Raw genomic sequence first — 13,236 nt, forward strand, 5'->3', positions numbered from 1 at the left:
CGTCGCTGTAGAGCGATCGCGGCTTCTGACCCTCGGTTTCTGGAGGAACGCATGGAATTCCAGATGTCATTTCCGATAGCGGTTATCGACGAGGATTTTGATAGCAAAAGCGCTGCCGGCCGCGGCATGCGCGATCTCGCGGCTGCGATCGAGAAGGAGGGCTTCCGGATCGTTTCCGGCGTTTCCTACGAGGATGCGCGGCGCCTCGTGCATATCTTCAACACCGAATCCTGCTGGCTGGTGTCCGTCGACGGAAGCGAAGACAAGACCACGCGCTGGCAGGTTCTGGGAGAGGTCCTGGCCGCAAAGCGGCAGAGGAACGACCGCCTGCCAATTTTCCTGTTCGGCGACGAAACCACCGCCGAAGACGTTCCCGCCACGGTACTGCGCCACGCCAACGCTTTCTTCCGGCTGTTCGAGGATACGGCGGAATTCATGGCGCGCGCCATTGCGCAGGCCGCCCGCAACTATCTCGACCGGCTACCGCCGCCGATGTTCAAGGCGCTCATGGACTACACGCTTGAGGGCGCCTATTCCTGGCACACTCCCGGCCACGGCGGCGGTGTCGCTTTCCGCAAGAGCCCGGTCGGCCAGCTTTTCTATACGTTCTTCGGCGAAAACACGCTGCGGTCCGATATCTCCGTATCGGTCGCCAGCGTCGGTTCGCTGTTGGATCATGTCGGACCGATCGCCGAGGGCGAACGCAACGCGGCCCGCATCTTCGGCACCGACGAGACGCTGTTTGTCGTCGGCGGCACGTCGACGGCCAACAAGATCGTTTGGCACGGCATGGTCGGACGCGGCGATCTCGTGCTTTGTGACCGCAACTGCCACAAGTCCATCCTGCACTCGCTGATCATGACGGGCGCCACCCCGATCTATCTCATCCCCTCTCGCAATGGGCTCGGCATCATCGGTCCGATCTCGAAGGATCAGTTCACGCAAGAGGCGATCACCCGCAAGATTGCCGCAAGCCCCTTTGCGGGGCAGACCAGTGGCAAGGTCCGGCTGATGGTCATCACGAATTCGACCTACGACGGGCTTTGCTACAATGTCGATGCGATCAAGGCGTCGCTCGGCGACGCGGTCGAGGTGCTGCATTTCGACGAGGCCTGGTATGCCTACGCCAACTTTCACGAATTTTATGATGGCTTCCACGGCATCTCGTCGAACCAGCCGACCCGATCGCAAAACGCCATCACCTTTGCCACGCACTCGACGCACAAGCTGCTTGCCGCGCTTTCACAGGCATCGATGATTCACATCCAGCATGCCGAGACCAAGCGGCTCGACATCACACGCTTCAACGAAGCCTTCATGATGCACACTTCGACCTCGCCGCAATACGGCATCATCGCCTCCTGCGACGTCGCGGCTGCGATGATGGAACAACCCGCCGGGCGAGCGTTGGTGCAGGAGACGATAGATGAGGCGATCAGCTTCCGCCGGGCGATGAACAGCGTGAAAAAACAAATCGAGGGCAGCTGGTGGTTCGACGTCTGGGAGCCGACGGTTGCCGAGCAGACGCCGAGCGACACCCATGCCGACTGGGTGCTGAAGCCGGGCGATGCCTGGCATGGTTTCGCCGGCCTTGCCGAAAATCATGTCATGGTCGATCCCATCAAGGTCACCATCCTATCGCCGGGCCTCTCTGCAAGCGGAGCGATGGACGAGCACGGGATACCGGCGGCCGTTATCACGAAGTTCCTCTCTTCCCGGCGCATCGAAATCGAGAAGACCGGCCTCTATTCCTTCCTTGTTCTCTTCTCAATGGGCATTACCCGCGGCAAGTGGAGCACGCTCGTCACCGAGCTCATCAATTTCAAGGACCTCTATGACGCCAATGCGCCGCTGACGCGGGCGCTGCCGGCGCTCGCCGCAGCCCATCCGGAAGCCTATGCCGGCGTGGGATTGAGAGATCTCTGCGAAAAGATCCATGCGATCTACCGCAAGGACGACGTGCCGAAAGCCCAGCGCGAGATGTACACGGTGCTGCCCGAGATGGCGCTGCGTCCCGCCGATGCCTATGACCGGCTGGTCAAGGGCAAGATCGAGAGCATCGAGATCGACGATCTGATGAACCGCATCCTCGCCGTGATGATCGTTCCCTATCCGCCGGGCATCCCGCTGATCATGCCTGGCGAGAGGATCACGCAATCGACGAAGTCCATCCAGGACTACCTGCTTTACGCCCGAGACTTCGACCGCAAATTCCCCGGTTTCGAAACGGATATTCACGGCCTTCGCTTCGCGTCCGGTGACGGCGGACGCCGCTACCTTGTCGATTGCATTGCAGGGGAGGAGCAGGAATGATCCCGCGTGATGTGAAGTCTCCGACGGTCGCCATACCCTTCCACAAGTTGCTGAAGATCGTGGCGATCATCGATCGCGGCAATTCTCAGGCTCAGGAACTGGTCTCACAGATCGTCGACCAGGGCTTCGAGGTGGAACTGCGTGGCGATTATTCAGCCGATGTCTCAGAGGATGCCGATGTTGGCGCCTATATCGGCTCGGTGGAAGGCGGCCAGCTGTCGGCGGCTCGCAGCTTCCTTCGCGCGGTGAGGGATATCGGCTTCCGTACACCGATCTGGGCAATGGCCGATACGTTGACCATCAAGGATATGGACGTCGTCGAAATGGCCGGCGAGGTCGACGGCTTCGTTTACCTCGGCCAGCAGACGCCGACCTTCTACGCCAAGCAGATCGTCTCCAGCGCGGTCAATTACGGCAAGTCGCTGCTGCCGCCGTTCTTCGGCGGCATGATGGCGTATGACGGCGAGGCGAATATCGCCTTCGACTGCCCCGGGCATCAGGGCGGCCAGTTCTATCGGAAGTCGCCGGCCGGACAGCTATTCTTCAAATATTTCGGCGAGAGCATTTTCCGTAACGACCTTTGCAACGCGGATGTCGATCTCGGTGACCTCCTGATCCATGAAGGTCCAGCCGTCGAAGCCCAGAAACAGGCAGCTCGCATCTTCGGTGCGGACCGCACCTATTTCATTCTCAACGGAACAAGTACCTCCAACAAGGTGGTCGCCAATGCGGTGCTGCGCAGCGGCGATCTCGTGCTCTTCGATCGCAACAACCATAAATCCCTGCATCAGGGCGCTCTTGTTCAAGCCGGCGCCATTCCGATCTATCTGCCAACGGCCCGCAATTCTTTCGGCATGATCGGCGCGGTGGACTGGGCGGCATGGGAGGAAAGCTGGCTGCGGCGAAAGATCGAGGAACATCCGCTCGTTTCCGACAAGAACCGTGCGAAGGCAGACCGGCCCTTCCGCCTCGCCTGCATCCAGCTCGCAACCTATGACGGAACGATTTATAATGTCAGCCAAGTCATGGAGAAGATCGGCCATCTCTGCGACTACGTGCTCTGGGACGAGGCCTGGATCGGCTATAATGCCTTCCACCCGCTCTTCGAGGGCCACAGCCCGATGCGTCTCAAGGACCTTGGGGCCGACATGCCGGGATTGTTTTCAACCCAGTCGGTGCACAAGCAGGGTGCCGGCTTTTCACAGGCGTCGCAGATTCATAAGCGCGACGAACATATCAGCGGCCAGCGCCGGTTCGTCGAACACAAGCGCTTTAATGAATCGCTGCTGATGCATGTGTCGACCTCTCCATTCTATCCGCTCTTCGCCTCGCTTGACGTCAATGCCAAGGTCCATGAAGGCAAGGCGGGCGAAATGCTCTGGGATCGTTGTATCGAACTCGGGATCGAGGTTCGCAAGAAGCTGCGCGGCTTCGTGAAGCATTACGAAACAAAGGGTGCAAATCCCGAAGAGCAGTGGTTCTTTGATCCCTTCGTGCCGGACAAGATCTCGGTGTCCGGTTCAAAGCATTCGAGTGACCTCGCTGAGACACGCTGGGAAGATATCCCCACCGATGTGCTCAAGCGCGAGCAGCAGTGCTGGAGGTTCGGCCCGGAGGCAAAATGGCATGGCTACGCCGGCTATGCGCCCGGCTACACCATGGTCGATCCCAACAAGCTCACGCTGCTGACGCCGGGCATCGACCGGGAGACCGGCGAATATCGCGAGTTCGGAATTCCGGCGACCGTGGTCGCCAACTATCTGCGCGAGCAGCGGGTCGTGCCGGAGAAGTGCGATCTCAACAGCCTGCTTTTCCTGCTTACGCCGGCAGAGGATGAGAGCAAGCTGAATACGCTGGTGGCCAAGCTGGTGAAGTTCAAGAACCTCTGGGATCGCGACGCGCCTCTGCAGGAGGTTCTGCCGACGGTGTTTGCGGCCAATCGCGAGCGTTATGCGGGCTACACGGTTCGGCAGGTCTGCAGGGAGATGCATTCGTTCTATCGCGATGCCGGCGTCAAGGACCTGCAGCGCCTGTGTTTCCGTTCAGAAAGTTTTCCGGAACCGGCAATTGCGCCGAAACAGGCCTATGAAGCGCTGGTGGCCAACAATGTCGACTACGTGCCGCTCGTTGAAGCCGCTGGCCGGATCTCGGCGACGCTGGCATTGATCTATCCCCCCGGCATCGGAGTGATCGTGCCGGGAGAGCGGTGGGATGAAAGGGCGCGGCCGATGCGCGATTATTTCCTGGCTTTCGAAGAATCTTTCAATCGCTTCCCGGGCTTCAACTACGAAGTCCAGGGTGTGTTCCAGGAACGGATCGATGGGCGGATCAAGTTCTATACGTACGTCGTGCGCGAGCAAGGGGACGGGAGGATCTCATCATGACCGACAACACAATGCATCTTGCGGGCGAGGCCACGGCCAAGAAAAAGATGAACCTGGTGCAACTCACCTTCATCGTCGCGGTCAATATGATGGGTTCAGGCATCATCATGCTGCCTGCCAACATGGCGCAAGTGGGTGCGATCTCGCTTCTCTCCTGGCTTGTGACCGCCATCGGCTCGATGGCGATTGCCTACGGGTTCGCTCAGGCAGGGATCTTCAACCAGCGGCCGGGGGGCATGTCGGCCTATGCGGAGGATGCCTATGGCAAGGACGGCTTTTTCCTGGTGTTCTTTCTGTATTTTCTGTCGCTCGCCATCGGCAATGTCGCGATCGGCATCTCTGCGGTGGGCTACCTCGCGGGCTTCTTTCCCGTTTTGACCTCGACGCCGATCATGACATGTCTGGCGCTCATCGTTCTTCTCTGGCTGACGACTGCGGCAAATTTCGGCGGGCCCCGAATCACCGGGCGTATCGGCTCGATCACGGTTTGGGGTGTTATCATTCCAGTGGGTTTGCTCTCGATCATCGGGTGGCTGTGGTTCAGTTCAAGCACTTTCGCCGCCGCCTGGAATCCGAAGGGGCTGACGCTCGGCCAAGGAATGGGATCGAGTATTTCCCTGACGCTCTGGGCCTTTCTCGGGATGGAGTCGGCGGCGCAGAATTCGGATGCCGTTGAGAACCCGAAGCGCGACGTGCCGCTTGCCTGCATGTTCGGCACACTTGGCGCTGCGGTCATCTATATCCTGTCGACGACGGTCATTCAGGGCATCGTACCGAACGCAGAACTTGCAGCTTCGACCGGACCCTTCGCGCTGGCCTACGCCACTATGTTCAATCCGACGATCGGTTCGATCATCATGGCGCTTGCAGTGCTTGCCTGCCTTGGTTCGCTCCTGGGCTGGCAGTTCACGATCGCGCAGACTGCGCGCACCGCCGCGGAGGGCCGAATGTTCCCTGTCATATTCTCCCACGTTAACGAGATGGGTGCGCCGGTAAAGGGGATGATCATTCTCGGTGTCGTGCAAACATGTCTTGCTCTCATGACAATTTCTCCGACACTCAGCGAGCAGTTTTCCGCTCTGGTCAATCTCGCGGTGGTAACCAACGTCCTGCCTTACATCATCGCACTCTCGGCGCTGTTCGTCATCATGAAGGCGGCGCGTGTGCCGCCTGCGAAATACCGGCTTAATGCCGTCATCTGCATGATCGGCATGCTTTACAGCGTCTTTGCAATTTATGCTTCCGGCAAGGATGCCGTGTTGGGCGGAATGCTCGTGACCGGCATCAGCTTCATCATCTACGGCCTGATCGCACCGCGCTTCGCCGTCGGCGTGAACCGTGTGCCGGCCGAGTAGCGGGGGAGGAGAAACCATGTCTATCAAAGGTCGCTGGATCGCAACGGGCACCGTCATTGCCATCGCGGCGCTTTCGTCAATAGGTTTAGCCCCAGCCGACGCACAGACGCTGGATCGTGTCCGCGCCAGCAGTTCGTTAAAACTGGGCTACGAGCCCGACGCCCGACCGTTTTCGTTCAAGACCGACAGTGGAGCGCCCGACGGGTATGCGGTCGCGCTTTGCAACAAGGTTGCAGACAACGTGAAAGCCGAACTGAACCTGTCGAGGCTCAATGTGGAGTGGGTATCCCTGAGCGCCGACGCGCGGGAGACTGCTGTTGCAGATGGCGTCGTGGATCTCGTCTGCGGTGCGGAGCCGGTCACACTCAGCCGCAGGCAAAAGGTCTCGTTCTCCATCCCGATCTTTCCGAGCGGCACCGGGGCCGTTGTCAGCGCCAGCGCGCCTTTGGCTCTACGGGAGGTGTTGGAGTATGGCGAACCGACGAACAGGCCTGTATGGCGAGGCTCGCCTGCGCGCACAATACTCGAGCACAAGACATTCTCGTCTGTAACGGGCACGACAAGCGAGCGGTGGCTGTCGGACAGGATCAAGACCTTCCAGCTCGCCGCGACGGCGGCATCCGTCGACAACTTCCAGCAGGGCATCGAGCGCGTTCTGGACCGTCGATCAGCTGTCCTTTTTGGAGACATGCCGCTTCTGATGGACGCTGCGGCGCGCAGCGATAATTCTGGCGATCTGGTTATTTTAAAACGTCATTTCACCTACGTGCCGCTTGGTCTTGAACTCGCGCGAACGGACGAGGACTTCCGGCTGACAGTTGATCGAGCGTTGAGCCAAGCCTATGCGGCCAAGGATTTCCGCACGTTGTTTACAACCTGGTTTGGTCCGCCGGATGAGTCGACAGTCAACTTCTTCCAGCAGACTGCTTTGCCCGAATAACACCACCCAAAGGGAGCAAACCGTTGAGCCTCCTTTTGCAAGAGATCCGCGACAGCCCTATGCTGTGGTTGCTGATCGCGGTGCCGGTGGTGTTCGTAGCTGCGGCGGTAATGCCCGAAGCCCACACTGCGCTGTTTGTCCTTTCGGTGCTTGCTATCGTGCCGCTGGCGGGGTTGCTCAGTCACGCAACCGAATCGGTAGCCGCCAAGACGGGTGACGCCGCAGGCGGTCTGCTGAATGCGACCCTCGGCAATCTGACCGAACTGGTCATCGCGCTGGCTGCTCTGCAGGCCGGCCAATATACGCTGGTCAAGGCGTCCATCGCCGGAGCGATCGTCACCAATACGCTGTTCATGCTCGGCGCTTCGTTTCTGCTCGGCGGACTCAAATACCACATTCAGGAATTCAACCGTGCCAGCGCGCGTATTCAAGCCGGCTTGCTGTTTCTGGCCACGGTCGCCCTGCTGATGCCTTCGGCACTTGGCGGATTGGACACAGCATCGGTCGCACCCGTCACTCAAACCCTCAGCCTCAGCCTGGCCCTCCTGTTGATCATCGGATACGGGCTAGGGCTGTTGTTCACGCTTGGAACACATCGGGAATTTTTCTCTTCGGCGGATCATGCCGAGGCCGGTGAAGCGCCCTGGCCGATCGGTCTTGCTCTCGGCACGCTTGGCGGGGTCACCGTCCTTGTCGCCTTGGTGAGCGAGATTTTCGTCGAGTCCGTGCAGGAAGCGGCCGAAGCCTTCGGAATGACCCCCGCCTTTGTCGGTTTTATCGTCGTTGCATTGGTCGGTGGCGCCGCCGAAATGGCCTCAGCGTTTTCCGGCGCGCGTAAGAACCGGCTCGATCTGAGCGTCGGCATCGCGCTCGGGAGCGCGTCCCAGATCGCCTTGTTCGTCGCACCCGTTCTGGTCTTGATGAGCTACGTTATCGGCCCGTCGCAAATGGATCTGCAATTCTGGCCGGGCGCCGTGACGATGATGTTCCTTGCGACGGTGACTGCGATGTTCGTCACCAACAGCGGACGATCGGCATGGTTTGTCGGCGTCCTGGTGCTAATGGTGTACATGATTTTCGCGATAACGCTGTATGTCCTGCCGCCGGCAGTGCGATGATGTCCCGCGTTCCCAGGCAATCAGCCGGCGGGCCGCACACCCGGCAGATGAGGCGGCTGTTCTTCATCGCACTGGCAAAGCAGCTTCGCGTCATCTGGCCGATCCTCTCCGGCATCGTATCGATCATGGTCGCGTCTGGGCTTGCCATTTGGCAGATCGAGAATTGGCGGATCGACGAAGCGCTTTATTTTACCTTCGTGACGGGACTTACCATCGGCTACGGCGATTTCACGCCCAAACATGTTTCGGCACGAATCCTGGCCTTGCTCATCGGTTTTGCAGGGATCGTTCTGACCGGCGTCATCGCAGCCATCACAGTAAAGGCTTTAAACGCAACGGACCGTGACGGCAGCAGCTAAAGCATGTCGCGCAAAAGTGTGCAGCGGTTTTGCGATAACGACATGCGTAAATACAAGGACCTAAAGCGCGGGGAGCGAACCTGAAAGATCGCGACGCGCTTTACATGTAGAGCCATTCCGGGTCGGATGCGGCTTCCCGTGGCTATTGTTCTCAAATCCATACATTTGTTCGTGATCTCGGGAACGATCCGTCACCTTCGCAGCTTCGTATCCATTGCAAGAGTGTTTGAATGCGGAGCTGACCCATGAGCAAAGAGCGCGGCCGCAGAAAATTGATGTTGCGACTTCCCGATATTCGGCATCTTCTCGCGAATAAGACCAGTGAAGCGCTCGCGGAAATGTTTGAATCCTACGATCTTGCAGCCGACGCGCTGGAGCGGTTCCGAAGCAAGAACCCGAGGGAAGACAAGCTGATCAGCGAGTATGAACGACTATGCCGCGAAATTGAGCAGGAAGTTGTCGTCTACTGCAAGAACCGGTGACCCCGCCCAACACTGACCGCGACCAATCCGAGGGGCATCTCGCCTGCCGCCACATAAGACCGTCATTGCCTATTTTCTATGGGTTCCGGTAGGGCGTCGACGCTGGCGGCTCGGCTATTTTCCGCTCCGGCCTGAACCGACGGCCAGGCCCAGGCTCTCAGCAGCTCGTAGAAGACGCTGAGCACGACCGGCCCCAAAAATAAGCCCAGCAGCCCATGGGAAAGAGTGCCGCCGATGACACCGATCAGGATGACCGGCATCGGGGTCGAGAGACCTCGCGCCATCAGCATGGGCTTCAATATGTTGTCGATGAGCGTGATAGGCACGGTGATGGCAGTAAACGCAAAAGCAGCGGCGGGCGACCACGAAACCCACGACCAGATAATAACCGGAAGAAGCACGAGCCCAGGCCCCAGTTGCATCAGGCAAAACATGAAGATCACGAATGTCAGTGCCCCACGCGCCGGGACGCCAAAGAAAGCAAAGCACAATCCGCAGAGCAAGGTCTGCAGGAAGGCAACGCCAATGACCCCTCGCGATACATTGCGCACCGTGGCTCCGGCCAGCCGGGCAAAGCCGACACCCTTTTCACCGGCGATGCGGTTTGCCAGCACTTGTATGGCGGCAGCCAGGCGTGCTGACCGCGTGAGAAATATTCCTGAAAGCATGATCGAAACGACAAAGCTCAACACGCCGCCGCCGATTGAGGCAAGCTTTGTGACGATAACGGCCGTCACCTCACGAATCGGCGCCTGAAACTTGATGATCGTCGCCGCCAGATCGCTTGCAATCTGATTCCAGGCGTCATGGATACGCTCGCCGACGACGGGCCACTCCCGAATGGCCGCCGGCGCCGAGGGGAGCGTGAAATCCCCCACCCGCAACTTGTTGATCAACGCCTGCGCTGTGTCGGCAAAATTGACCGCAACGAGAGCCAGGGGCGCAATGATCAGGACGAGGCAAAAGACGACGATGATACTGGCTGCGATGACGGGCCGGTTTCCAAGCAACCTGCAGAGCGCTTGGAATATCGGGAAAAGCGCCACCGCCAGAATTGCCGACCAAATAACGATCAGCGCGAAGGGAGCAATCAGGACGATCGTCCAATAGGCGAAAAGCCCGATGATGCCCAACCGGACAAGATCGCTTATTCTCGCCTCTACCGAAATCTGCCCTGACCCGGCTCCCTGCGCCGCCGTATCGCCTATGTTCTCAGCCATGTTCGGCTAAAGCCGTGTTATGACGTCGCGTCGGGCACAACATGGCGGACGCTGAGGTCCTCCATGAAATCCGCCGGCCGCTTCTGACGTTTGCCGAGGTCGGGTGCTTCAAACTTCACCCGTTCATAGGGAATGGATTGCAGGATGTGCGAAATGCAGTTGACCCGGGCACGTTTCTTGTCATCCGAGGGCACCACCCACCACGGCGCGTGATTGCTGTCGGTCATCCGCAGCATCTCGTCATAAACGCGCGTGTAGTCCCACCAGCGCTGATAGGATTCGACATCCATAGGGCTGAGTTTCCACTGCCGCAGCGGGTCGTCGATCCGGCGTCTGAAACGGCGTTCCTGCTCTTCCTCGCTGACCGTCAGGAAGTATTTCAGCAGAACGACGCCGCTTTCGACGATCGCCGCCTCGAAGCGAGGCGCCAACTCAAGAAAGCGCTGCGCTTTCTTGTCGCTGCAGAATCCCATGACGCGATCGACGCCGGCGCGGTTGTACCAGCTGCGGTCGAATATGACGACCTCGCCGGCCGCCGGCATATGCGCGATATAGCGCTGCATGTAGATCTGGGACTTCTCACGGTCGGTCGGCGCCGGCAATGCGACGATGCGAAAGACCCGCGGACTGACCCTTTCCGTTATACGCTTGATCATGCCGCCTTTGCCGGCGGCATCCCGGCCCTCGAAGACGATGACGACCCTCGTGCCGGATTTCTTGATCCAGGCTTGCAAATGGGCCAGTTCCACCTGGAGCCGTGCGATTTCCTTGTCGTAATCCCATGATTTCTTTTTCTTTTTCTTATCCTTTCCGACGCGGCCTGCCTCTCCATCCGTCCGGCTGGGTTCGTAATTCTCGTCCATTTTCTCTCCCTCCCTTTCGCGAACATGCTATCTTTGTTTTCATACAATTCTGGACGCAAACCGCTGTGCAGTTTTGCCGGAATTGCTCTACCCTGCCGACGCGGCACTGCCGGACTCGCCGACACCGATCAGCGCTCTCAGTGCTTCTTCCCTGCCATTGAAGAGATTGTCGGCGCCGATCGCCTCGATGACCCCGGCGCGCTCGAGGATGCCGCGGCTTTCTTCGCTGAGATCGGCCATGGCGAAGACGATATTCCGCTTTGCCAGGATCTCGGCCACGGCGTCGAGTGCGGCTGCGCCGGTGCTGTCGATATGGGTGACGGCGCCGGCATCGAGCACGAGACATCTGGTTTCAGCAGGAAGTGCCTTCGCGACCGAGGTCAGCCGCATGCGCACGTAATCGGCGTTGTAAAACAGAATGCTGCCTTGGATGGCGAAGACGGCGGCACCTTCCACAGGGCGCGCTTCCGGAAAACGGGCAAGATCGAAAAAGCCATGCCGTCCCTCGATGCGACCAAGAAGACCGTCGCGGGGAAACATCGTCTGCCGCAAGAGATAGACGAGCGTTGCCGCAACCGCGACGATGACGCCATTGAGAACACCGAAGCTGATTGCGCCCCACATGGCGATCAGCGCGAAAATGAATTCCATGCGGCTGATGCGCCAGATCTTTTTCAATTCGTGAATATCGATGAGGCTGATCGCCGCCGTCGCGAGGATTGCCGCGAGCGCGGGAATGGGGAGTATGCGCAGCGCACTGTGAAGGAACACAAGTGCGGCAACCAGCGTCGCGGCCGATACCAGTCCTGCGGCCTGGGAGACACCGCCAGTCGACAGATTTATCGCGGTTCGGGAATCCGAGACGCTGACCGGAAAAGAGCCGAACAGGGCGGGCGCGATATTGGCGGCGCCAAGTCCGACCAATTCCTGATTGGCATCGACCTCCTCGCCGGTTCGCGAGCCGAAACTTCTTGCCGCGACGATGCCGGCGCCGAAACTGACCAGAAAGATCGCGGCCGAGCCGAGCACGATCTTATCGAGAGGCATCTGATGCAATGGAGGCAGGGACAGACTCGGCAGCCCGCTTGGGATATCGCCGACGACTGCTATGCCTCGGCCTTGGAAATCGAAGATCGCCGAAAGGACGACCGAGAGGACAACCACCAGAACGGGACCCGGAACTCTGAATCGGAAGGCTCGGACGATCCATAACAAGGCGAACATCACGAGTCCGAGGACGAGCGAAGGCCAGTGGATCAGACTGCTCTTGGCGAGCATTTCGACAAGCGGCGGGATCAGTCCATCCGATTGGATCTTTACCCCCGTGAAGCGACCGATTTGCCCAACAAGGATCGAGAGCGACACGCCGGCGAAGAAGCCGACCAGGATGGGACGGGAGAGGAAGCTCGCGAGAACGCCGAGCCTCAGCAATTTCGCCGCGATACAGAAGACGCCGACGCCAAGCGCAAGGGCCGAGGCAATGGCAACCCTGTCGACGCTTGCCGTCGCGGGTTCGGCGGCGATGATGGCGCCCATGGCGGCCGCCAGCACGGTCATGGTCGCAGCGTCTGGGCCGACGACCAAGAGCCGGGAAGGACCAAAGATCGCGTAGGCGATCGGTGCGACGATGCTGGCATAGATGCCGGTCTCCGGTGGCAGGCCGGCGATGGCGGGATAAGCGATGGCGCTCGGCAAACCGACTGCGGCGATCGACAGGCCGGCCGGAATGTCACTGCGAAGCCAGGCTCTGTTGAAGCCGGCTAGGCCCCGCAACATGGGAAGACTTCCTATCACCCCTGGCTCCCTATCTGATGCCGTTGGCCCTCGTGCCCGTTCGATCTTTGTTTTTGCGGTGCAAACCTAGGCAAGGTGTTTGCGGACATGTCTTTAGTGTTCGAGGAACACGAAGTTCATCCAGCAACTTCCGCCGACAGCTTTCCGTCTTGCCGGATGCCCCAGCCGCGGTCGTCGTGGTAAAGTGTTGCCCAAATGAACAGGAAGGGCCAGATCGCATGCAGCGTGAAGAGGCTGACCCATCCCGCAACATGGATGGCATCCTGATGAGGACGGTTCCGCGCCTTGGCCATCAGGTGGAGAATGTCGTGAATGGCAATCATGGCATAGAAAAGCGTGATCACGACGAAGACCAAGACGCCCAAGGCAAAATAGTCGAGAAACACGGATCCCCCTCTGGCTTGGTCT

The 13,236-nt window shown here is 59.4% G+C and carries 11 protein-coding genes; 7 read left to right on the top strand and 4 right to left on the bottom strand.

Features of this window, described 5'->3' with window-relative positions; genetic code table 11:
• The first annotated feature begins 51 nt into the window (after positions 1–51).
• From K6N12_RS13705 to K6N12_RS13735, 7 genes are all read left to right on the top strand, one after another.
• On the top strand, positions 52–2,313 hold the full coding sequence (locus K6N12_RS13705; RefSeq protein ID WP_097628428.1) for an Orn/Lys/Arg family decarboxylase: 2,262 nt from the start codon (positions 52–54) through the stop codon (positions 2,311–2,313).
• A complete protein-coding gene (gene speC / locus K6N12_RS13710) occupies positions 2,310–4,697 on the top strand; it encodes an ornithine decarboxylase (RefSeq protein ID WP_097628429.1) in 2,388 nt (795 codons plus the stop codon). The genes K6N12_RS13705 and speC overlap by 4 nt, the downstream gene beginning before the upstream one ends.
• Complete coding sequence (potE, locus tag K6N12_RS13715; protein WP_097628430.1) at positions 4,694–6,052, top strand: putrescine-ornithine antiporter; 1,359 nt, start codon at positions 4,694–4,696, stop codon at positions 6,050–6,052. The genes speC and potE overlap by 4 nt, the downstream gene beginning before the upstream one ends.
• 16 nt (positions 6,053–6,068) lie before the next feature.
• Positions 6,069–6,992, top strand: coding sequence for an amino acid ABC transporter substrate-binding protein (locus K6N12_RS13720; RefSeq protein WP_222148830.1), 924 nt, complete (start codon positions 6,069–6,071; stop codon positions 6,990–6,992).
• Between the two features lie 23 nt (positions 6,993–7,015).
• Complete coding sequence (cax, locus tag K6N12_RS13725) at positions 7,016–8,110, top strand: calcium/proton exchanger (RefSeq protein WP_097628432.1); 1,095 nt, start codon at positions 7,016–7,018, stop codon at positions 8,108–8,110.
• Positions 8,107–8,469: a potassium channel family protein gene (locus tag K6N12_RS13730; RefSeq protein ID WP_097628433.1), complete on the top strand. Its 363-nt coding sequence runs from the start codon at positions 8,107–8,109 to the stop codon at positions 8,467–8,469. The genes cax and K6N12_RS13730 overlap by 4 nt, the downstream gene beginning before the upstream one ends.
• Positions 8,470–8,714: 245 nt before the next feature.
• Positions 8,715–8,951: a hypothetical protein gene (locus K6N12_RS13735; RefSeq protein ID WP_097628434.1), complete on the top strand. Its 237-nt coding sequence runs from the start codon at positions 8,715–8,717 to the stop codon at positions 8,949–8,951.
• Between the two features lie 62 nt (positions 8,952–9,013).
• Here K6N12_RS13735 and K6N12_RS13740 read toward each other — a convergent pair whose 3' ends face one another.
• The 4 genes from K6N12_RS13740 to K6N12_RS13755 form a co-directional block, all read right to left on the bottom strand.
• Positions 9,014–10,171: an AI-2E family transporter gene (locus tag K6N12_RS13740; RefSeq protein WP_097628435.1), complete on the bottom strand. Its 1,158-nt coding sequence runs from the start codon at positions 10,169–10,171 to the stop codon at positions 9,014–9,016.
• 17 nt (positions 10,172–10,188) lie between these two features.
• The gene (gene ppk2 / locus K6N12_RS13745) at positions 10,189–11,034 is read right to left on the bottom strand and encodes a polyphosphate kinase 2 (protein ID WP_097628436.1); all 846 of its coding nucleotides are present in this window, start codon (positions 11,032–11,034) and stop codon (positions 10,189–10,191) included.
• An 87-nt stretch (positions 11,035–11,121) separates the two neighbouring features.
• The gene (locus K6N12_RS13750; RefSeq protein WP_246645480.1) at positions 11,122–12,810 is read right to left on the bottom strand and encodes a SulP family inorganic anion transporter; all 1,689 of its coding nucleotides are present in this window, start codon (positions 12,808–12,810) and stop codon (positions 11,122–11,124) included.
• Between the two features lie 134 nt (positions 12,811–12,944).
• Positions 12,945–13,214, bottom strand: a complete 270-nt coding sequence (locus K6N12_RS13755) for a DUF3302 domain-containing protein (protein WP_206099928.1) — start codon at positions 13,212–13,214, stop codon at positions 12,945–12,947.
• Positions 13,215–13,236: the final 22 nt, after the last annotated feature.

Origin of the sequence: Rhizobium redzepovicii, from assembly GCF_019793435.1 — a bacterium.
Classification (GTDB): Bacteria; Pseudomonadota; Alphaproteobacteria; order Rhizobiales; family Rhizobiaceae; genus Rhizobium; species Rhizobium redzepovicii.